The sequence below is a fragment of the Mesobacillus selenatarsenatis SF-1 genome, assembly GCF_000813125.1.
Taxonomy (GTDB): Bacteria; Bacillota; Bacilli; order Bacillales; family Cytobacillaceae; genus Mesobacillus; species Mesobacillus selenatarsenatis.
In genome coordinates this window covers 1-21,122 of sequence record NZ_BASE01000131.1, presented here as the reverse complement: position 1 = coordinate 21,122, position 21,122 = coordinate 1, and the positions used below count along the sequence as shown (strand labels likewise).

The following is a 21,122-nucleotide window of genomic DNA, read 5'->3' as shown; positions in this document are numbered from 1 at the left end:
TTTTTTAAGTTGGTTAACACTTTTTTGATCAGTTTTTCTAAAAACGTGACTTTTATCAAAGAGAAGCCTGGTAGAAATTTATATAATGAAGTTGACATAAAATGAAAACGCTTTCAATAAGGGAGGTGGGAACCGGTGAAAAAAGGTGCGGACATCACCATCATTACAGGCCATTTTGGCAGCGGAAAAACAGAGATATCAATTAATCTAGCACTCGAGGCAAGGAAAACAAATGCCAGGACCTCAGTTGCCGACCTCGACATCGTAAATCCATATTACCGTGCGAGGGATGCCAGAAATATTTTTGAACAAAATGGAATTGAACTTATTGCACCTGCTGAAAGGCTTGCAGCCGCTGATTTGCCGATTGTTCCGGGCGATATGAGCAGGGTGATCTATGACCCGGCCTATAAGCTGATCGTCGATGCTGGAGGAGATAAAGATGGAGCTACGGCACTGGGGCAATTTTATAACGATTGGAAAGAAATGAAGCCCGAGGTGCTGTTTATTTTGAATGCTAACCGTCCATATGTCAGTACTCTGGAGGGAGCGGTTGAGACATTGCAGAAAATCGAAAAAGCCTCCAGGCTGAAAATCACAGGAATTATCAATAACTCAAATGTAGGATCCGAAACGACGATTCAGGATGTCGAAAAGGGGTTTGCGTTAGGCAAGGAGCTGTCAGATAAATTGGGAATTCCTTTGTTGTACACGATGGTACCGCAGCATTTATCAGCTGAAAGTGCTGGAATTGAGTCGGAGTCCCAGGTAAAAGTGATTTCGAGGTATTTAAAATTGCCATGGGAAATGTAAAGGAGGCAAATACGGTGGAGCAGAGAGTTGTTTTTAATGAAGAGACTTGTAAATCATGCAAGCTGTGCGTAAACGCTTGTCCGACAAATGTGATTTATCTTGCTGATTACTTGAATGAAAAAGGCTACCGGCCGGCGGTTGTGACAGATCAGGGAAATTGCATCAGCTGCGGCAAGTGCGCACAGATGTGTCCGGATTCGGTCATCACTGTTTATAGGCCAGAAAAGGTAAGGAAATCTGTATAGCAAAGGAGACATGACAATGGGGAAAGTACTTATGAAGGGTAACGAGGTCATCGCGGAAGCCGCTGTCCATGCAGGCTGTAAATATTTTTTCGGCTATCCAATCACACCGCAGAGTGAGCTTGTTGCCTATATGGCCAGAAGGCTGCCAGAGGTTGGCGGATTATTTTTACAGGCGGAAAGTGAAGTAGCAGCGATTAATATGGTGTATGGCGCGGCCGGAACCGGTGTGCGTGTGATGACATCATCATCAAGTCCTGGATTCAGCTTGAAGCAGGAAGGAATCTCATATTTGGTAGGGGCCGAACTGCCGGCACTGATTGTGAATGTCGTCCGAGGAGGGCCAGGACTCGGCAATATCCAGCCGGCACAATCGGACTATTTCCAGGTGACAAAAGGTGGCGGTCATGGGGATTACCATACACCTGTCCTGGCTCCGTCCACGCTTCAGGAAATCATTGACCTGACTGAAGCTGCATTTGATATCGCCGACCGTTACCGGACGCCAGTTATCCTGCTTGGGGATGGCATGCTTGGACAGATGATGGAACCGGTTGAGTTCAAGGAATTGAGCGAGAGGAAGCCGGAACAAAAGGAATGGGCTACCACGGGAACACGCGGTGATGGGAAGCCAAGAATTATCTCTTCACTAGAATTGAATGCAGATGCACTCGAAAAGCGGAATGAACTTTTACAGAAAAAATTCACAATGATTAAGCAAAATGAAGTCAGATTCGAAACCTTTGAAACTGAAGATGCCGATTATATTGTAACTGCTTATGGAACAGCAGCAAGGATTGCCATGAATGCAATCAATAAAGCGAGGAAAGATGGACTGAAAATCGGGATGATCAGGCCTATCACACTTTGGCCATTCCCTGAGCAGCCGTTTATTGCAACACGTGACAGGGTGAAGGGCTATCTCTCAGTCGAGATGAGCGCAGGCCAAATGGTTGAGGATGTCAGACTTGCTGTCGAGGGCAAGGCCCCGGTTTCCTTCTTTGGGCGCACTGGCGGTGTCGTCCCTACGCAAGAAGAAATTTACGATCAAATCATACAGCTGGCAGGGGGTGTCGAGGTATGACAATGAAGACCGTGTTTGAGAAAACATCTGGATTAACTGATAACCAGACGCACTATTGTCCCGGCTGTACGCATGGAATTATCCACAGGATGGTTGGGGAAGTCCTTGAAGAAATGGGGATTCTTGAGGATACAGTTGGAGTCGCTTCGGTCGGATGCTCTGTACTTTCATATGAATATTTCAATTGTGATATGACCCAGGCAGCACATGGCAGGGCTCCAGCTGTCGCTACAGGCATAAAGCGCGTCCTGCCTGACCGATTTGTTTTTACCTACCAGGGAGATGGCGACCTTGCTTCGATTGGAATTGCTGAGGCTGTCCACGCCGCTGCAAGAGGAGAAAACATTACCGTTATTTTTGTGAATAATGCGATTTATGGAATGACTGGAGGACAAATGGCGCCGACAACATTGGTTGGCCAGAAAACGGCTACGACTCCATTCGGCCGGGATGCGAGCATCCAGGGACTGCCGATCCGGGTTAGTGAGATGTTGTCAACTCTGGATGGAACAGCCTATATCGAACGAGTTTCGACGCATGATGTGCCGAACATCCTTAAAGCGAAGAAAGCGATTCGCAAAGCATTTGAAACACAGAAGCAGGGATTGGGTTTCTCGATGGTCGAGATTCTGTCCAGCTGTCCGACGAACTGGGGCCTTGATCCCAATGAATCTCTCGATTGGATTAAGGACAATATGGTGCCTGCCTATCCTCTTGGCGTGTATAAGGATGTACCAAAGGGTGGTGATGAGTGGTGATGGAGGAAATCTTGATAGCGGGGTTCGGAGGCCAGGGAGTCATGTCGATGGGCCAATTGATTGCCTATGCAGGGATGACTGAAGGAAAGTTTGTATCATGGCTGCCTTCCTACGGTCCCGAGCAGCGCGGCGGAACTGCCAACTGTGCAGTCGTCGTCAGCGAGGAACAGGTAGGTTCACCACTTGTGTCGCGGCCGACGACAGCAATTGTCCTTAATAACCCGTCATATGAAAAGTTTGAACCGATGGTCAGGGCCGGCGGGTTATTAGTTGTGAACTCATCATTGATTTCAAAAGTTTCACCTAGGACTGATATAAGAGTTTTAAATATTGACGCAACCGACAAGGCGAATGAGCTCGGCAATCCAAAAGTCGCTAATATAATCCTGCTTGGGGCATTCCTGGAGGAAACGGGTATTCTGTCCGATGAATCAATTTTGGAAGCATTGAAAAAAGTGCTTTCCCCGGAAAAGCACTCTCTATTGGAAATCAATCGCCAGGCGCTTGAACTTGGGCGTTCATTAACTAAAGCACCGACGCATTAGCAGAGGTTGCGCCCGAGAAATGGAGTCCGCCACAATTACTGTTTGAATCACTTCAAAAAACGCTGCCAACTGATGGCAGCGTTTTTATTGTGTTTCAATTTGTTTGCGTCGCCTTCCTTATCCCAAAAGCTCTAAAATTAAAGGAACGGCTGCCTGTAGTGTAGGTGCCTTCTTGTCGGCACTTGTTTCATCGGTTCCGATAAAAACAGTTTTACAGCCTGCTTTTTTGCCAGCTTCGATATCGCGCTCGTGATCTCCTACCATGACACTTCCTGTCAATTCGATATCATGCCTGCTGGCAAGGTCAAGAAGCATTCCGGCATTTGGTTTGCGGCATTCACAGCCCGCCTTTGGTTTGTGTGGGCAGTAGGCAACCTCCTTGATATGGCCGCCATGTTCTTTGATCAATTCAACCATGTGATCATGGATTTCTTGCAGGCGCTTTTCCTTCAAGAATCCAAGTCCGACTCCTCCCTGATTGGTGACTACAAAAATTTCATAGCCAGCCTTGCTCAAGTCTGCGACTGCTTCTGCTGCGCCATCAAGAAGATAAAGATCTTCAGGAGAGTTAACAAATTTTACCCGGTGAGATAAAACTTCATTGAGTACTCCATCCCTATCTAAAAATACTGCTTTTTTCATTACGTTCCTCCGTTTGTACTAACATCTTTTAAAACTATTATCTTTTCGGCATTCTGATGTCGTGATACATAGCGATTACCGGTGATCCAAAAACGCCATGGATAGTCTCTTGCTTCTCCGGAATTGTCGATACCGATTCTCTTCCCTGAAGATATGCTCTCAGGTACAAACCCTTGCGAGATGAAAAGTGGCTTCTCTGTTAAGGGATGCCCGTAATCGGATGTATTTATGCCCATTGCTTTCGTTAGCTTTCCGGGTCCATTGGTGAGATTGGCTGAATCCGGCATACCTCTGCGCTTAACCATTAAGTCGATTCCCTCAACAGGTTGTATGGCTCTGATCAACACTGCCTCTGGATTGCCTTCTTCCCCACTGACAACATTGAAGAGTGTATGGGTGTGCATAACATAAGTATAGGCTAAACCAGCTTCATGGAACATGATCTCTGTCCTCTTCGTCCTGCGATTATTATAGCTGTGCGCCGCTTTGTCCATAGGGCCGACATAGGCTTCTGTCTCGACAATTATTCCCGAGGCTGTTCCTTCTTCAGTTTCTTTCACTAAAATGCATCCCAGGAGCGATACCGCCAATTCTAGGGTGGGCTGCTGATAGAACTTATTGTCAAGTGTCTGGAAAGTATCACATTGTTCTGACATAAAACCTCCTAATAACTCTTTTTAATCTTAATACCCTGCAACTGAATGAGTCATCCATTATTATTTGCCCAAAATAAAAATACCTAGTGAAAAAAATAGCGGATAGACCAAAGATGGTTTATAGTATTTTTAAAGGTCTGACAGTTTTAATTTCCATAAGGAGAGTATCTATTATATGTGGAAAAAATGGGTATGGATTGCAGTGATTGCTGCAGTCGTTTTTTTCCTTGTTCCATATAGCCTTCCGCTCATTTTTGCTGTGTTAACAGCAGTCATGCTCGAAGGAATGGTTCAATGGATTATGAAAAGATTTTCTTTCAAGCGTCTTCAGGCTGTGATCGGAGTATTTATCAGCTATGTGCTCCTGTTAGGTGTTATTGGATATAACCTTGTTTCAATTATCGCCCATCAGGCGGTATCCTTATCCGAGCGAACTCCTACATTCGTAAGGGACATTTACAGAACAGCGATTCTTCCTTTGATGGGCAAGTGGGAATTCTATTCAAAAAACTTCCCGGGAGAAGTCATTGACCAGATTGAAGCGACGATTGAAAAGAATATAAACACGCTTGATTCGTTCCTGCAACAATTCATTGCTGGCATAATCAATCTGCTCACGGCAATACCAGGGTTCATGATTGAGTTTCTTGTTTATCTTATTGCGTTATTTTTGTTCAGTCTTGAACTGCCTAATCTTAAATTGAAGCTGGAATCCCATTTGAAGGAGCAAACTCGGCAGAAGGTCTTCCTGGTTGGAAGCCAGTTGAACAAGGCAGGGATAGGTTTTTTAAAAGCGCAGGTTATCCTGAGCTTGGTCACCTTTATCATGGCGATGGCTGGCCTCAACATTCTTGGGGTTAAATACACGGGACTGCTATCATTGTTGATTGTTATTGTCGATATCCTGCCGATTCTCGGAACCGGATCAGTCCTTGTTCCCTGGGCCGTTATTGCGATTCTCCAGGATAATCATTTTCTGGGAATTGGATTAATCATTTTGTTTCTGATCATCACTGTTGTCCGCAGGGTGATCGAGCCAAAGATATATTCATCAAACCTTGGTATTTCGCCGCTTGCCTCCTTGATCAGCATGTATATTGGACTCAAACTGCTCGGGCTTTCCGGGATTTTTATTGGTCCGATTATCGTGATTATCTACGACACTTTAAGAAAAGCAAATGTAATTCGGCTGAATTTCAAGATTTGAATTTTAGCTCGTTTTTTGGATAGCAGAACATGATTAAGCATAAATTATGTTTGTTACCAAGAAGGAGGAACGCAGGAATGAATATAGGCCGCGCAAAAGAAATTGTTGAGTCAGCAGATATGATTAATGTAACTTATGATGGGGAGCCAATCATCATCCAGCATGTTGACGAAAGTACAAAAATGGCAAGGATTTATTCCAAGTCAGAACCGGATGTCGAAAGAGACGTACCAGTCTTGAATTTAATAGAGGAATAGAAAAACGGGAGAATCTATGTCTCCCGTTTTTCTACGTTATAAAGCGGTAATGTAATCTTGAATTGGGTGCCTGCGTTAAGTTTGCTTTTAACGTTTACCGTACCGCCCATTTCGTGGATAATCTTATTAACGACCATCATGCCCAGCCCGGTGCCTTTTTCTGCCTTGGTTGAAAAGTAAGGTTCCCCGATTTTTGCTAATTGCTGTGGAGACATGCCGCATCCTGTATCTTCGATTGTGATGGATACATGGTTATTGGCCATCTCGCGGCAGCTGATCACCAGGTCACCGCCGTTTGGCATAGCCTCAATGCCGTTTTTGATGATATTGAGTATACATTGATGTAATTTGGCGGCTTCACCGGCGACATTCATTCCCGCCATCAAATCCTTTTTTATATTTACCGAAAAATGATTTGCATAAGGAAGGATGAGCTCAAGTGCTTTCTCGATTTCTTCTTTTACACAGATGGATGAATCCATTTCCGATTGTGGTTTGGCGAAATTAAGGTAATCTTTAATGATTGTTTCTGCACGATCGAGTTCATCAATTGCAGTATTTAAATAATAGAGCCTCTTTTTTTCCTCAATAGTAGGATCCTTTAGCATTTGCAGGAATCCGCGTGTGACCGTAAGCGGGTTTCGCACCTCATGACTGACACTCGCCGCCAATTGTGAGACAACCTCAATCTTATCAGACTTGATCACAGCATTATGTAAAAGATAGTTCTGCCTCATGATTTCAATATAATATGTCACAATGAAAATTCCGGCAGAAAGGGCCAAACCGTATAAGAGCATGAATTGAAAGTTAGACAAGTCGTCAAACACTGCCGCCTTCATCAGGAAAATGAGGACGGTATAAGATAATGCGACCGCCACAACAGTAAATAGTTTTCTGGACAGAGGGAAAGCCCTGAACTTACTGGATAGGTAAACAGTTAATACGGTAATGGTAAGCATGTTAAAGAAGTTAATCCATATCCCATTGCCGCCAAAAGGAATCCTTGCCAGTACAACAGTGATGAAAAGCATGATGCTTACGATAGGTCCGCCATATAACCCTCCAACGACAACAGGAATCAAGCGGAGATCGAAGATGAAATCCTTATTGCCAATCACCGTAAAAGACATACAAAACAGGATTTGAATCGCGCCCAAAATTATAATGAATGTTTTGGCGTTTTTCCTATATAAACTTGTAAATTTGTTAACGATAATGTATTGGAACACAAATGTAGTAAACAGGATGAAGATCAGATTCAATACAAGAACTGTTAAAAGGTCCATAGTCTTAATCTCCAGTCGACGAGGAGCGACCGCTCCATTCAAAATATATGTTCGTTAAGAAGACAAATTATTCGGATATATTACTTTTACTTTAACACAAAATTGATTTAAGTTGCTTTTTTTATCATGACTATTTTTTCGCACTAGTTGCTTTTTGGAGATGTTCTTGAATATATAGGCCAGAGCTTTTTTTCGACGTGACTTCTCTAATGGAAAGGGATGAATATCCAAGGTTTGGATTACAGGATGTCCAAGCGGATTATTGGATGACCCTCATAACTTGGCGATATACTATTTGTACAAAAAACTGCAGAGGAGGCAATATAATGGCCAAAAACTCTTTAACACTTTTCACGCGTCCTATGTGAACAGATTGCCAGGAAGCGAAGGAGTTTCTTTCGCAAAAAAAAGTACCGTATGAAGAAATCAATGTTCAGGATGAGCCTGAAAAGGAGAAAAAGCTAAAAGAATTAACAGGTACTGTAATTGTTCCTGCATTTATTTTTACGAGCACAAAGTTCTTGTTCATGAAAGATAAAAAAGTATTGATCGGATTTGAAAATAACAGAAGTGAAATTGAAAAGCTTGCTGGAAGCTTATAATCTAAATACTAATGACAAAAAGCCATCAAATTTGGTGGCTTTTTGCCGTTTTATAAAAATTTTATGTGACATGGAACCATAATGAAGTTCATAAATTATAATATATAAATCTTTCATGGGGGAGGGTAATCACTTTAATTCCGAGTTGACTTATCAGAATACATGTATTATATTATTCGAGAATGATAAATTAGGAGGGAAAGTCAGTGACTACTGGACTTGTTATTTTAAATATTGCAGTTATGCTAGGCATCATTGCTGTTCTTTTTTACATGCAAAAGAAGCATGTTTCATTTTCTAAACGAGTATTCATTGCACTGGGAATCGGGATTATATTCGGTTTTGCATTGCAATTCATTTACGGAGCGGGATCTGAGGTCATTACTCAGAGTACTGACTGGTTCGCGATTGTGGGAAGCGGCTATGTAAAGTTCCTGCAAATGATCGTTATGCCGCTAGTATTTATATCGATTTTGGCTGCTTTCACAAAGCTTAAGCTGACGAATAACATCGGTAAAATCAGTACACTGATTCTCGGCTTGCTGGTTGGCACAACTGCTGTTGCCGCTGCGGTTGGTATCGCTACTGCGGTTGGTTTCGACCTTGAAGCTGTGCAGATCACACAAGGTGAGGCGGAGCAAGCGCGTGCTGAGAAGCTTGAGGAAACGTATGGAGGGATTGAGGGGCGCACCATGCCGCAGCAAATTCTTGATCTCTTGCCAGCCAATCCATTTCTTGACTTCACTGGGGCACGACCGACATCTACAATATCAGTTGTTATTTTCGCGGCATTCCTGGGAATCGCATACCTTGGAGTGAGAAGAAAATCTCCTGATCAGGCAGAGCTTTTTGCCAAGATTGTTGATGCTTTCTATGCGGTCATCATGAGGGTCGTCACGCTGATCCTGCGCCTGACACCATATGGAGTTCTTGCCATCATGACAAAGACCGTTGCCTTAAGCGATTTCGACGCAATCTTAAAACTAGGTAAATTCGTAGCAGCTTCATATGTTGCTCTTGCAATCATGTTCATTATCCACTTGTTATTACTGACGATTGCTGGTTTAAATCCAGTCACTTATATTAAAAAAGCATTTCCTGTTCTCGCGTTTGCTTTCACTTCAAGAACGAGTGCCGGGGCATTGCCATTAAATATCAAAACACAGCGCTCGCTTGGCGTTCCAGAAGGGATTGCAAACTTTGCCGGTTCCTTCGGGTTATCTATCGGGCAAAATGGCTGCGCCGGGATTTATCCTGCGATGCTCGCAGTCATGATTGCACCGTCAGTGGGTATTGACCCTTTGACACCATCATTCATCGCAACAGTGATCGCAATTGTAGCCATCAGTTCCTTCGGTGTTGCCGGAGTTGGAGGTGGCGCGACATTTGCTGCACTACTAGTTCTTTCAGCGTTGAACCTGCCGGTCGCTCTTGCCGGGTTGCTGATTTCCATTGAACCATTGATTGATATGGGACGCACAGCAGTAAATGTAAGCGGCTCGATGACATCAGGCATCCTGACAAGCAGAATCACAAAAGAAATCGATTCATCGGTCTATACAGATATGAATCAAAAAATCGAAGCCGAAGCTTAAGAATGCTAAGAAGCCAGCCAAGGAAAAACCTCGGCTGGCTTTCTGCATTTATTTTTTCGAAAAAGAATCAATGAACAGTCTTCCTTTTTATCACACACAACGATGTCATCAATCCCACACATGTAATCGTAAGCAGCGAATAGATGAATTTTTCCATTCCAATTACCTTCAACCCTGATAAAACTACTATTCCGTCTATTAGGAAAATCAAGATTCCGACATTAACAGGAAAAAATTTATGAACCAATTGGGCTAATAAATCCGTCCCGCCAGTGCTTGTTTCATAGCGGAGCATCAAACCAATTCCGCATCCCACCAATATCCCTCCCAGGATTGCGCTTGGGACGATTCCCAGGTGGATTCCTTTTTCAACAGGTGCGAACAGATCAATGAAAAAGCTTGATACCAATAACCCATTCAAGCTATGAAAAAAGTATTTCCGTTCCAATATCCAAGCCAATACGTATAGAGGGAGACTCAGGAGAATCATCGTAAGGCCTGTAGGAAATCCATAAAAATAATGAATGATCAAGCCAATGCCAATCATGCCGCCGTCCAGGAGATGGTGTGGGACGAGAAATCCATTCACTCCTACTCCAAGCAATATGCTTCCTACAAGTACAGCAAGAACTTTCCCTGTCATCCATTATCACCAGCCTTGTCCTTCTTCCATTATTTCTATGTAAAAAGACAAGTGTTAGAACATTACATAAAAAAAGAACCTGCCAATCGGCAGGTTCAAATGTTACATAGAATAGGTTATCTCAATTTCACGCCCGGGCATGGGCATCCCTTAGTGTGGCAGGAATGCAAGCTGGTAAAAGAACAGCACTGCAAAAACGTAAAGCAGCGGGTGAACATCACGCCATTGCCCTTTCACTACTTTCAGTAAAGGATAGGAAATGAATCCAAGCGCGATGCCGGTTGCGATGCTTGAAGTAAGCGGCATGCTCAAGATGATCAGGAAAGCAGGGAATGCTTCGTCAAGCTCGTCCCAGCTGATCTGTGAAATACTGCCCATCATCAGGCTTCCGACAATAATCAAAGCTGGAGCAGTAATAGCTGATAATCCGGAAACCGCACTCACAAGCGGTCCGAAGAAAGCAGCGGCGATAAAAAGACCGGCTACCGTCAGTGAGGTAAGACCAGTACGTCCACCTGCAGCAACACCTGATGATGATTCAATATAGGCCGTTGTCGGACTTGTTCCGAACATAGCACCTGCGGCAGTTGCGATCGAGTCAGACAGCAATGCTTCTCTTGCACGCGGCATTGAATTTCCTTTCATCAAGCCTGCCTGGTGAGCTACACCGATCATTGTTCCGGTAGTATCAAAGATAGTTACCAGGATGAAAGAAAAGACAACTGCGTATAAGCTGTTTTGTACGACATCCATCAATGCTGTCCATGGATTCAGGACAATCATGCCTTCGGGAAGTGATGGCATAGACATGAAACCTTCTTTGAAGTCCAATTGGCCTGTGAAGAAGGCGATCAATGCAGTGACGACCATTCCCAGGAACAATGCTCCATTCACCTTAAGCACCATTAAGACAAGCGTGACTGCAAGTCCAATCAATGCCAGCACTGCAGATGGGGAATGCAGATCCCCAAGACCTACCAAGTTCGATGGGTGGTCGGTGATGATTCCTGTAAGACGCAAACCGATGAAAGCAATAAAAAGTCCAATACCTGCGGTGATTCCGTGCTTTAAGTTGGCTGGAATTGCTTCAATCAACTTTTCACGGAATGGAGTCAGGGACAGGATGACAAATATTAAACCCGCGATAAAAACCGCAGCGAATGCAGTCTCATATGAAATGTTCTGGTTGTTGCCTACAACAGAGTAGGCAAAGTAAGCGTTCAGTCCCATACCAGGAGCGATCGCGATTGGATAATTAGCAAATAAGGCCATCCAAAGCGTACCGATCACAGCAGCAATGATTGTCGCTGTAAAAACTTGCTCAAAGGGAACGCCGGCATCAGCCAGGATGATAGGGTTGACGACAACGATATAAACCATTGTGAAAAAGGTCGTTATACCGGCCATCATTTCTGTTTTTACATTCGTGTTGTTCTCTTTTAATTTAAACATGAGTTCCTCCAAAAATACGAACGATTTTTAAACACAAATAATATAATATTCGTTTTTAGCTCTTTTTTCAAGTGTGGATTTTAAAAAATATTATTTTATTAATTAGTATCACACAATGAAAACATTTTCACCCAATTAAAAAAGGACTCAAATGAGTCCTAATTCAACTTTTTGGTCTGAAGTAATCTTTCGTAAGCCATAACCCGCCGATATAAAGAGCCAATGCAAAATAGGCTGGCAGCAGGTGGATAAAATCAATGTAACCAATATACAGGTGCGTGAAAATTCCAGCTGTAAAAGCGGGTATTCCTCCGATTAGGAATGTTCTCCAAACCCAGGCAGAACCTTCATGGAATCCCCACAACGACAGAGTTAGTACAAGCAGGCCAACACTGAAGAGTGCGCTGCCAAAGCCTGCGCGGTCATGAGCGATTACCGGGATCAGTTTTTCGTTCAGCGCACTCAGTTGGTCTGGTGTCATACAGATATAATTCAGGTCGGTATCAACAAACACATAAGTTGCCCCAATTGTCGATATGACAATCCCGCCGAGTACAAAGGAGAAACCGAGGATGACAAACATTAGCTGGCCATATACTGCTTTCTTCCAGGATGAATGGTTGGTGCGGTTTTTTGATAAGGGTGATTGATTTGCTGAGCGTGTTTTTATGTAGCCCATGATGTAAAAAGGAAGCAAAATGAGCCAGAATAAACCGTGCAACCAGTCGAAATAACCGAATCCAAGAAAAAGCATGATTCCCAGGAATCCAGTAATGGCCCCGATATTGAAAGCTCTTTTTGCCCAGTGGATCCCATAACGGATGCCATGACGCGCAAGCTGCATATAGATGAAGCCCCCAGATATCATCGTACCGGCAAGTGTCATCCTGTCATGTGACATGAATTTATAAAGATTGGGATTGTAGGCCATCAATTCAAGCCTGCTCATTTGCAAGAATGCTTCATCATAGAAGAGGATGACCTTCGTGAAACTGAAGAATAAGACCAAGGATCCTCCAAGCAGGATGAAAAGTCCGAACAGCCAATACCAGATCCAGCCAGGAAGCTCTTTCCTCTCGTCTCCTAGTTCGTCAAGAAGCGCTTCATTGATTCTTTTGGGCAAACCCGGACCTGATGCGACATAGCCCCCGGATAAAAAGACTTGCTCCGCACCTGCCTCAAAAAGGGCGAGCGCATCGGCGGGTTCAGCAACGCCTCCAGAGGTAACGACCGGCAAACCAATTTCATTTTTTATGATGTTAAGAGCATGTATCATTCCATCTGTTTGCTGAAGTGGCAACACCTGTTTGCCGTCTGTTAAAATACGGTCTTCTTCAATCATGATTCCATCCGCAATATGACTGGCTGATTTAAGCTTAAAAAGGTTGTCAGCAACAGTAGAATGCCTAATAGCTAAAAGGACAGGCTTGTATAGAAGAACCATTTTTATATGTATGAGATCATCGATGCTTTCAATTAAATCAATTTCAATTATGAAGACATCGCCAGCATCTTTTAAATGTTCCGCAGTGTCTATCGGTTCTTCTAGCCGAATCAGGATCGGCACTGTCCGTGATTTAGTTAGTTTGTTTTTTGTGGCGATAAGTCCAATCGTCTCAGCATATTCAGGCAGGATCCAGGCATCATTTGTTTTAGAAAGAGATGCTGCTGTTTCGGGCTCTCTCGGAAATTTGGTGATGGGACCAACTTCAATTGCACCAAAGCCAAGACTCGGGAAGGCTTCAATCCCGGATAATTGTGGGTCAATCTTCCCGCTTAACCCAACCGGACTACCGAAATGAAGACCAAATAGATTGCGGTGCAATTTTTCCGAGGGAGACATATGCCCAAGAAACTCGATGAAAGATCTGCCCCCTGGAAACTTTGCGATGGTGGACATTCCGCGGTGGATGAATTCCCGTCCGGCATTACTGGGCAAAATGGACAGCCATGGTTTAAATAATGGGTGATATGACCAATCAGGCATAACGGCCTCCTGAAATTTTATGGCTTCTTTCTTATTCTAACGTAAACTTCCGCCTTTCTGTGGCGATTAGGCATATATAATTCTCCAGAGCGAATAAAAAGAAATGCTTCTAGCTAAAATAGTGGAGAAAATTTTATTGCGGAGGTAAGAATATGGATTTGAATCGAGTTAGACAAATACTGTCATCGTCTGCAGAAATAGATGTGATTTATAACGGTGCATCCGTGTGGATTGACCATTTAAACGAAGACGGACGCACTGCCACTGTCCATCTGCGCGGGCCATTGGAAGAAAGGACAACTGTTGAGATTTCTGAGCTGCAGGAAAGATCTTAAGCAACGACTATAGATTAGGAGGAAGTACCTCCTTATATGAGCGTGCTGACCGCCGGAATGCAAAATAGTGTACGGCGGTTTTTTCCTATGGCACAATATTTACAATACCTATAGTGGTTTATCTACTATTAATATGAGGTATTTTTAAATTCGAAAGGAGAGATGAACATGTTCCATCATACGATTGAAGTGGACAAGTCAATGAATGAAGCAGTATCTGCACTCGAAGCAAGCTTGAAGGATGAGAAATTCGGTGTCCTTTGGTCTCTGAATATGAAGGAAACATTAGCTGGTAAAGGTGTGGAACTTGACGGTGACTATATTATCCTTGAAGTCTGCAATCCGCATGAAGCAAAGAGAGTACTTGAAAAGAATCCTATCGTGAGCTATTTTCTCCCTTGCAAAATTGTAGTGTATAAAGATAATGGTACAACTAAGGTGGGCCTTCCAAAGCCAACAGAACTGATTAAATTTGTGGAAAATGATGACCTGCAGGCAATCGCGGCAGACATCGAAAAAAGGCTGATCGGTGCAATTGACAATATTAAATGATTTTTTACAACATGAAGTCCGGGATTCTGCCCCGGGCTTTTTTTCATTCAAAAATAAAGATTAGCTCATTTTGAAAAAATGTATTGTCCGGCTGTTTAGGACAAATTTTTGCCGGGAACTTAAAGATTAATCAAAACGAAAAATTTCGGCCGATGAGCCGTTTATATAGATTTGGCGGCTGTCAGATTGGCAGCCGTTTTGATTTGTATTCGAGTGTATAGAGGAATAGAATGGATGAAAAAGGAGGGGAATTCACGGTGAGCATTTTTGATACGATTGAATTACATAACGGAGTGAAAATGCCAGCTTTTGGCCTTGGTGTCTATAAAGTCGAGGAAGGTGAACAACTCGAAAAAACAATTCATACTGCGCTTGACCTTGGCTACCGGCTCATAGATACAGCTTCTTTTTACCAGAATGAAGAGGGTGTTGGTCAGGCCATCCGAAACAGCGGGATCCCAAGGGAAGAGTTGTTTATAACAACGAAGGTCTGGAATTCGGAGCAGGGATATGAAAATACTTTGAAGGCCTTCGATGACAGCATGGAGAGATTAGGGCTGGATTATTTGGATCTATATCTCGTCCATTGGCCTGTAAAAGGAAAATACTTAGAAACGTGGCGCGCTCTTGAAGAATTGTATCGCGAAGGCAGGGTGAAGGCGATAGGTGTCAGCAATTTTAAAATACATCATTTGAAAGACCTTCTGAGCCATGCTGCTGAAAAACCGGTTATCAACCAGGTAGAACTTCATCCGTTGTTGTCTCAGGTTGAACTGCGGGAATTCTGTCAGCAAAATGAAATCAAAGTAGAAGCGTGGTCGCCACTATCCAGAGGGAGATTCCTTGAGGAACCTGTGCTCGGGAAGATTGCTGCACAGCACGGAAAGACCCCTGCGCAGGTCATTTTAAGATGGCATCTGGAAAATCAAATTATCCCAATTCCTAAATCAGTCACACCGGCAAGGTTAAAAGAAAACACAGAAATATTTGATTTTCAGCTGAATCAAAAAGAGCTGGAAGAGATAAATGGACTTAACAAGGACCAGCGTTTTGGGGCCGATCCTGACCATATTGATTTTTAAAGTAGTTTAAACTTCATCAGGTTATGGAAGCGTGTAAAATGAAATTTTTCATAATGACGGACTGGATTTCAATCAGTCCGTTTTTTATTTTGCAAAAATGGATACATTAAAAGAAAGAGAAAACTGCGTGCTGACAGATGTTAGGGGATTAATTAATTCTCGAGAGGTTTTAAAATAATCTGTGGGTGGTAATGTAGGTGTACAAGCAGAAAACAACAAGATTCAACATCTTAGAATTCTGCTTGTTAGACTGCAGAACCCCTTGGTTTAACACCATGGAAATTGAGGTAATATAAGGTTAGAGCAAGCTGTTTAGCTCCCGGGAAGCAATGAAAATCAGCATAGCTAATTTTACATCACTGCAGTTTGAACTCTTTAAAAGGGTGTAAAACCCCTTTGCACTATTACTACTTGTAAAATACATCTAAATTTTAAGGAGGAATAACATTATGATGAGTTTTCTTTGGGCATTAATTATTGGTGGTATTATTGGGTGGTTAGCAGGATTGATCTTGGGTAGAGATATTCCTGGCGGCGTAATCGGTAACATCATCGCTGGTTTCGTAGGTGCTTGGATTGGACAAGCAATCTTAGGAGACTGGGGACCTGTAGTTGCTGACTTTGCGATTGTCCCGGCATTGATCGGTGCGATTGCATTAGTATTCATCGTCAGCCTTGTTATGAAGAGTATGCGTAAAGCTGACTAATAGAAAAAATCCTTCCGGCTTCGGAAGGATTTTTTTTTGTGGAAATAGGCTTAACCATAAGCATAAGCTGAAAAAACTTAAATCTCATACGGATCAATATTAATAAATATCGGTGATTGGTCGATAAAAGGTGCGTGGCATATTAATTTTTCCTGTGTAAAAGGGTGGGTGAATTCCATTTTTACCGCATGCAGCGCTTGCCTGTGAAATGTATCGCTTCCTCCGTAGAGGCTGTCTCCAGCCAGTGGATGCCCAATAGCGCTGAAATGCACCCGAATTTGATGGGTTCTGCCAGTATCCAGAATACATTGGACAAGGGTCAGGTCCTTCTGTTTCATTTGATCTAATACTTTAAAGTGGGTGATGGCCTGCTGGCCTGTTTCCGAAACTCTTCTTCTTGTTGGATGATGACGGTCACGGCCGATTGGTTTATTAATGGTACCTTTTTTCTGTCTGATGATCCCGTCAGCCAACGCCAGATATGTTCTTTTAATGGTACGTTCCTCAAGCATTTTATCGAGAATAGCTGTGATAAGCGGGTGTTTGGCAAATAGCACTGCACCCGTTGTCTCCCGGTCGAGCCTGTGTATATGACGGGGCCGGGTAATCTCTCCATTTGACTGCATATGGAAAGCAGCTCCGTTCGCCAGAGTGCCTCCCTGGCCGCTCTCGTTTGGATGAGTATCCATTCCGGCAGGCTTATTGAATACAATCAGGTGGTCATCCTCATAGATGATATCAACATTCAAGTATTCTGGGATGACGGTAACCTCTTCTTCAGTAAAAAGCTTCAAGCTTATGCGATCGTTCTTTTTGAGCGGGAGTGTCCAATCAGGAACATTTCCGTTAATCAGCACGTTTTTTTCCATTCTTAAAAGATGGACCAATTTTTTTGGAGCTTTCCAAAAATCCTTGAAAAGTGTTTCAAGAGTGTGCCTTTCCCATTCAGCGGGAATGACCAGTTCAAACCATTCGCCTTTTTTGTTAGTATGTATCATATTTGTCTCCTGACTTGGTAATTTAGATTTGATTTTGCTCTATGAAAAAGTATTATATAAACTCGTTTGCATTTAATAGGAATCTGTCAACTTTTACCGCATGCATGGTCATAATTACCACCCAGAAAATTGGAATGGATATGTTATTCTAGGTATATATATTACGAATAGATTACAAAGTGTTAAAAAAGGTGGGTCGATCATTGAAAATTGTTTTTGCGTCTACTCCCGGACAAGAAGAGAAAGTAGTTGAATTGGCAAGGTATTTTTATACTGATATTTTTCCATTGTACTTTTCAGATGAAGACATTCATGAATTTGAAAGGCTTGAAGTATTACATACAAGACCCGAGCAGTTCGAAAGATTCAGTACACTTGGAGATGCTTTCCAGGTAATCACAAGCATGCAGACATTGATCTCTATTTTGGAGTCTGGCCATATTCCTGAAAAATATCAGTGGATGTTCCGTAAAAATGTCCAGACATTGACAGACTATGGAATCTGTTTCCCATTTAATTACAGTCAGTTTTCTGACTCCAAGCATGTTCATCTAGATTATATCAGTACTTATACGAAAGCCGCCAATAGCCTGTTGCTTTAAGAGCGAGAAACATTAAAAGCAAATCTAAAAGAAAACGCCTGCGAATCGCAGGCGTTTTGACGTTATTTTAAGGTATTCTCATTGAACCTAATTTTCGAAAGTCGCTTCTTCCTGGTAGCCGACGATCCTGTTGATTTCTTTTCCATCCTTGTACTGTACAATGGTTGGAGTCGATTCGATGCCATAATCATTCCAGCCTTGTTCAAACTCCAAAAGGTTATATTGGACAAGATCAACACCCATATTATCTGCTAGAGGTGCAACGACTGGAGTGGTGCGAACGCAGTGAGAGCATGTTGGACTGTGGAAATACACGGTAACATCCTCACCGTTTTCAAGCTTCTTATCCAGCTCTTCAGGCAGGATGATATTTTGATAGTTCGGATCATCCAGCTGATTGACGGTTTCTGGATGAAGTGTATCCTTCCCATAAGGATTTCCCTCAGCTTTTTCCTCATTTTGAGCTTTATTTAGAAAAAATAATGCTGCAAATAATCCAATGATAATTAATAAAAAAACAATAACCTTTTTCAAATTATGCTTCCTCCTTAGATTTCTTCCAGATCATCAGGCTTAATGAAAATATAATGATAAAAGCAGTTAAAGCCAGGAATGGGATTGAGATAAAACCAAGCCAGTTGATATATTGGCCTGTACAAGGCACTCTCCCGCAAGTATCAGCATTGTCAGCCATGAATGGCACCTTTTGCAATGAATAATGGTACAGAGATATCAAGCCGCCGACAGCTGCCATAATCATCGTATAAAAGGAAATCTTATAATCTTTTTTGACAACAGCAATCCCCAGTATCAAGGCAAAAGGATACATCAGGATTCGCTGATACCAGCACAGCAGGCATGGCTCATACTGGCGGATTTCCGAGAAATACAAACTGCCGAACATGGCGATAATCGATGTAGCCCAAGCCGCAAATAAATACGACTCCCTTGAATCTTTTTTCGTCTCTTTCAAGCTAATCTCCCCTAAGCTATGTAATCTCTATTTAAACATTCTTTATAAAAGAAACAACTATCTCTCATTACATCTTAAGGAATGTAATAAAAAAATTCAATTAACATTATGTGAAATAATTTTTCCCAATATAAAGGGAGAAGCTAAATAAAGAGTTATAACCGATGAATTTAGGGTATAGGAATATGATGATGATATTTAGGATTGTTTGTTTTTTTACATAAATAGTAAGTGAAATGTTAATAAAGCGTTTTTTTTATGACAGAAAGGATGCAGGATTATATGAGCGAATTGGATTTGTCCAAATTTGAAAAAAGAATGATCATCCGCAACACGAAGCAAGAGGATATTGATGAGATTATCAAAATGCAGAACAGCTGCTTTCCTGGGATGGAGCCATGGAAGCGAGATCAGCTTGAGAGCCATCTTGAAATCTTTCCAGAAGGCCAATTTGTCGCAGAGTATGATGGGAAAGTAGTTGGTTCCTGTTCAAGTCTAATAATAAACTTTGACGAATACGATGATCGCCATAGCTGGGATGATGTCACAGATGAAGGTTACATCTCGAACCATAATCCAGAAGGCTATAACTTATATGGAATTGAAGTCATGACTCATCCTGAATTCAGGAGGATGAAGGTTGGCTACCGTTTGTACGAAGCAAGGAAGGATCTCGCAAGGCAGATGAACTTGAAAAGTATCATCATCGGAGGCAGGATTCCAAATTACCACCTGCACGCGGAAGAAATGTCACCTCGTGAATATGTACGGCAAGTCGCATCGCATAAAATCTATGACCCGGTACTCTCGTTCCAGCTAAGGAATGACTTTACACTGATGAGGATCAACCCGAACTATCTCCCGGATGATCTCCAGTCGAATAAGTACGCGACATTGATGGAATGGAATAATGTTGACTACCAGCCAAAATCGAAGAGATTCTATAAAACCAGCAACCCAGTCCGGATTTGCGTTGTCCAGTATATGATGAGAAAAATCAAGTCATTTGAAGATCTGGCACACCAGGTTGAATACTTTACGGATGTTGCTGCGGATGCTGGCTCAGATTTTGCAGTATTCCCGGAAATTTTCACGACACAGCTTATGTCCTTCATGGATGAGAAATCACCTTCGCTCGCTGTCCGCAGGGTTACTGAATATACAGAGCAATACATCGAGCTTTTTACCGATCTGGCCGTCCGTTATAATGTCAACATCATTGGCGGTTCGCATTTGGTAAAAGAAGATGATGACGAAATATACAATATCTCTTACTTGTTCCGCCGTGATGGAACGATTGATAAGCAATATAAGCTTCATATCACGCCGAATGAGCGCAGATGGTGGGGAATCAGCCGCGGTGATGAGTTGAAGGTGTTCGATACAGACTGTGGCAAAATCGCTATTCAAATTTGTTATGACATCGAATTCCCTGAGCTTGCGAGGATTGCCACTGATATGGGAGCCAAAATCATTTTCACACCGTTTTGTACCGAGGATCGCCAGGGTTACCTGCGGGTACGTTACTGCGCTCAGGCAAGAGCGGTCGAAAACCAGGTATACACTGTCATTTCTGGTACCGTCGGCAACCTGCCGCAAACAGAAAACATGGATATCCAATATGCCCAGTCCGGAATCTTCGCACCTTCTGATTTCGAATTCGCAAGGGATGGGATTGTCGGCGAAACGAACCCGAATATCGAAATGGTCATGATCGGCGATGTTGACCTTGAAATCCTCCGCCGCCAGCGCCAGGACGGCACAGTTCGCCAGCTGAAAGACCGCAGGCATGATATTTATCGGATTCAGTATAAGAAGTAGAAGTAGGATAATTTGCAGCACCTGGGGATAAAGCGAGCTGAATTCTCCAGGTGTTTTTCAGTGGGATTGGAATTGGCCGAGGCCGAACTTGATCATCACTTTTTCGGTTTGCGATTTGTCGCTTGGAAATTCCAGAACTCTGGAAAAGGACATCGATAAAGCGTATTGGTGTCCTGAAATCTTGGAAAACGGAAAAAGAGGTCACCAATAAAGCGTATTGGTGTCCTGAAATCTTGGAAAACGGAAAAAGAGGTCACCAATAAAGCGTATTGGTGCCCTA

24 protein-coding genes and 1 pseudogene are annotated in these 21,122 nt (G+C 42.8%); 15 read left to right on the top strand and 10 right to left on the bottom strand.

Annotated features, from left to right (window positions below; translation table 11 throughout):
- The first annotated feature begins 135 nt into the window (after nucleotides 1-135).
- The 5 genes from TY49_RS22465 to TY49_RS22445 are packed head-to-tail and all read left to right on the top strand — an operon-like array spanning nucleotide 136 to nucleotide 3,442.
- Nucleotides 136-813: a nucleotide-binding protein gene (locus TY49_RS22465; protein ID WP_041968121.1), complete on the top strand. Its 678-nt coding sequence runs from the start codon at nucleotides 136-138 to the stop codon at nucleotides 811-813.
- A gap of 14 nt (nucleotides 814-827) precedes the next feature.
- Complete coding sequence (locus tag TY49_RS22460) at nucleotides 828-1,058, top strand: 4Fe-4S binding protein (protein WP_232310510.1); 231 nt, start codon at nucleotides 828-830, stop codon at nucleotides 1,056-1,058.
- Between the two features lie 16 nt (nucleotides 1,059-1,074).
- A complete protein-coding gene (locus TY49_RS22455; protein WP_041968119.1) occupies nucleotides 1,075-2,139 on the top strand; it encodes a 3-methyl-2-oxobutanoate dehydrogenase subunit VorB in 1,065 nt (354 codons plus the stop codon).
- Complete coding sequence (locus TY49_RS22450) at nucleotides 2,136-2,897, top strand: thiamine pyrophosphate-dependent enzyme (RefSeq protein ID WP_232310509.1); 762 nt, start codon at nucleotides 2,136-2,138, stop codon at nucleotides 2,895-2,897. Before TY49_RS22455 ends, TY49_RS22450 begins: the two co-directional genes overlap by 4 nt.
- A complete protein-coding gene (locus tag TY49_RS22445; RefSeq protein WP_232310511.1) occupies nucleotides 2,897-3,442 on the top strand; it encodes a 2-oxoacid:ferredoxin oxidoreductase subunit gamma family protein in 546 nt (181 codons plus the stop codon). Before TY49_RS22450 ends, TY49_RS22445 begins: the two co-directional genes overlap by 1 nt.
- Before the next feature lie 117 nt (nucleotides 3,443-3,559).
- Here TY49_RS22445 and TY49_RS22440 read toward each other — a convergent pair whose 3' ends face one another.
- Complete coding sequence (locus TY49_RS22440) at nucleotides 3,560-4,084, bottom strand: D-glycero-alpha-D-manno-heptose-1,7-bisphosphate 7-phosphatase (protein ID WP_041968118.1); 525 nt, start codon at nucleotides 4,082-4,084, stop codon at nucleotides 3,560-3,562.
- Complete coding sequence (locus TY49_RS22435; protein ID WP_041968117.1) at nucleotides 4,084-4,740, bottom strand: DNA-3-methyladenine glycosylase; 657 nt, start codon at nucleotides 4,738-4,740, stop codon at nucleotides 4,084-4,086. The genes TY49_RS22440 and TY49_RS22435 overlap by 1 nt, the downstream gene beginning before the upstream one ends.
- Nucleotides 4,741-4,915: 175 nt before the next feature.
- Between TY49_RS22435 and ytvI the strand changes: the two genes are divergently transcribed.
- Both ytvI and TY49_RS22425 read left to right on the top strand, forming a co-directional pair.
- Nucleotides 4,916-5,947, top strand: a complete 1,032-nt coding sequence (ytvI, locus tag TY49_RS22430) for a sporulation integral membrane protein YtvI (protein WP_041968116.1) — start codon at nucleotides 4,916-4,918, stop codon at nucleotides 5,945-5,947.
- A gap of 77 nt (nucleotides 5,948-6,024) precedes the next feature.
- Entirely contained in the window at nucleotides 6,025-6,204 is a 180-nt protein-coding gene (locus tag TY49_RS22425; RefSeq protein ID WP_041968115.1) for an H-type small acid-soluble spore protein, read from the top strand.
- Nucleotides 6,205-6,218: 14 nt separating this feature from the next.
- Here TY49_RS22425 and TY49_RS22420 read toward each other — a convergent pair whose 3' ends face one another.
- Nucleotides 6,219-7,493 carry an ATP-binding protein gene (locus TY49_RS22420; protein ID WP_041968114.1) on the bottom strand — a complete coding sequence of 425 codons (1,275 nt, stop codon included), beginning with the start codon at nucleotides 7,491-7,493 and terminating at the stop codon, nucleotides 6,219-6,221.
- A gap of 383 nt (nucleotides 7,494-7,876) precedes the next feature.
- Here TY49_RS22420 and TY49_RS25585 point away from each other — a divergent pair.
- Nucleotides 7,877-8,095, top strand: a pseudogene (locus TY49_RS25585) (glutaredoxin domain-containing protein); the annotation flags it as partial.
- A gap of 242 nt (nucleotides 8,096-8,337) precedes the next feature.
- Nucleotides 8,338-9,690 carry an L-cystine transporter gene (locus tag TY49_RS22415; RefSeq protein ID WP_198135673.1) on the top strand — a complete coding sequence of 451 codons (1,353 nt, stop codon included), beginning with the start codon at nucleotides 8,338-8,340 and terminating at the stop codon, nucleotides 9,688-9,690.
- A gap of 67 nt (nucleotides 9,691-9,757) precedes the next feature.
- On the opposite strand, the gene TY49_RS22410 is transcribed toward TY49_RS22415, so the two are convergent.
- The 3 genes from TY49_RS22410 to TY49_RS22400 all read right to left on the bottom strand — a co-directional run bounded on the left by TY49_RS22410 (nucleotide 9,758) and on the right by TY49_RS22400 (nucleotide 13,772).
- A complete protein-coding gene (locus tag TY49_RS22410; protein ID WP_041968112.1) occupies nucleotides 9,758-10,333 on the bottom strand; it encodes a YitT family protein in 576 nt (191 codons plus the stop codon).
- A gap of 150 nt (nucleotides 10,334-10,483) precedes the next feature.
- Nucleotides 10,484-11,785, bottom strand: a complete 1,302-nt coding sequence (locus TY49_RS22405) for an NCS2 family permease (RefSeq protein WP_041968111.1) — start codon at nucleotides 11,783-11,785, stop codon at nucleotides 10,484-10,486.
- A gap of 163 nt (nucleotides 11,786-11,948) precedes the next feature.
- Nucleotides 11,949-13,772 (bottom strand): dihydroorotate dehydrogenase, encoded by a 1,824-nt coding sequence (locus TY49_RS22400; RefSeq protein WP_041968110.1) that lies wholly within the window; start codon nucleotides 13,770-13,772, stop codon nucleotides 11,949-11,951.
- A 152-nt stretch (nucleotides 13,773-13,924) separates the two neighbouring features.
- Between TY49_RS22400 and TY49_RS22395 the strand changes: the two genes are divergently transcribed.
- The 4 genes from TY49_RS22395 (at nucleotide 13,925) to TY49_RS22380 (ending at nucleotide 16,448) form a co-directional block, all read left to right on the top strand.
- Entirely contained in the window at nucleotides 13,925-14,107 is a 183-nt protein-coding gene (locus TY49_RS22395) for an H-type small acid-soluble spore protein (protein ID WP_041968109.1), read from the top strand.
- Nucleotides 14,108-14,275: 168 nt separating this feature from the next.
- On the top strand, nucleotides 14,276-14,659 hold the full coding sequence (locus TY49_RS22390) for a DUF302 domain-containing protein (protein WP_041968108.1): 384 nt from the start codon (nucleotides 14,276-14,278) through the stop codon (nucleotides 14,657-14,659).
- 230 nt (nucleotides 14,660-14,889) lie between these two features.
- Nucleotides 14,890-15,741, top strand: a complete 852-nt coding sequence (locus tag TY49_RS22385) for an aldo/keto reductase (protein ID WP_041968107.1) — start codon at nucleotides 14,890-14,892, stop codon at nucleotides 15,739-15,741.
- Nucleotides 15,742-16,193: 452 nt separating this feature from the next.
- A complete protein-coding gene (locus TY49_RS22380; RefSeq protein WP_031307992.1) occupies nucleotides 16,194-16,448 on the top strand; it encodes a GlsB/YeaQ/YmgE family stress response membrane protein in 255 nt (84 codons plus the stop codon).
- A 77-nt stretch (nucleotides 16,449-16,525) separates the two neighbouring features.
- Here TY49_RS22380 and TY49_RS22375 read toward each other — a convergent pair whose 3' ends face one another.
- Nucleotides 16,526-17,446 (bottom strand): RluA family pseudouridine synthase, encoded by a 921-nt coding sequence (locus TY49_RS22375; RefSeq protein WP_041968106.1) that lies wholly within the window; start codon nucleotides 17,444-17,446, stop codon nucleotides 16,526-16,528.
- A 203-nt stretch (nucleotides 17,447-17,649) separates the two neighbouring features.
- On the opposite strand from TY49_RS22375, the gene TY49_RS22370 reads away from it, so the two are divergent.
- A complete protein-coding gene (locus TY49_RS22370; protein ID WP_041968105.1) occupies nucleotides 17,650-18,048 on the top strand; it encodes a YhcU family protein in 399 nt (132 codons plus the stop codon).
- Nucleotides 18,049-18,135: 87 nt separating this feature from the next.
- On the opposite strand, the gene TY49_RS22365 is transcribed toward TY49_RS22370, so the two are convergent.
- Both TY49_RS22365 and TY49_RS22360 read right to left on the bottom strand, forming a co-directional pair.
- Nucleotides 18,136-18,582 (bottom strand): thioredoxin family protein, encoded by a 447-nt coding sequence (locus TY49_RS22365; protein ID WP_041968104.1) that lies wholly within the window; start codon nucleotides 18,580-18,582, stop codon nucleotides 18,136-18,138.
- 1 nt (nucleotide 18,583) lies between these two features.
- Nucleotides 18,584-19,021 (bottom strand): disulfide oxidoreductase, encoded by a 438-nt coding sequence (locus tag TY49_RS22360; protein WP_041968103.1) that lies wholly within the window; start codon nucleotides 19,019-19,021, stop codon nucleotides 18,584-18,586.
- Nucleotides 19,022-19,303: 282 nt separating this feature from the next.
- Between TY49_RS22360 and TY49_RS22355 the strand changes: the two genes are divergently transcribed.
- Nucleotides 19,304-20,842 carry a bifunctional GNAT family N-acetyltransferase/carbon-nitrogen hydrolase family protein gene (locus TY49_RS22355; RefSeq protein WP_041968102.1) on the top strand — a complete coding sequence of 513 codons (1,539 nt, stop codon included), beginning with the start codon at nucleotides 19,304-19,306 and terminating at the stop codon, nucleotides 20,840-20,842.
- Nucleotides 20,843-20,937: 95 nt separating this feature from the next.
- Here TY49_RS22355 and TY49_RS25330 read toward each other — a convergent pair.
- Nucleotides 20,938-21,122: hypothetical protein (locus TY49_RS25330; RefSeq protein ID WP_232310508.1), on the bottom strand; the 185-nt coding region annotated here is incomplete at its 5' end.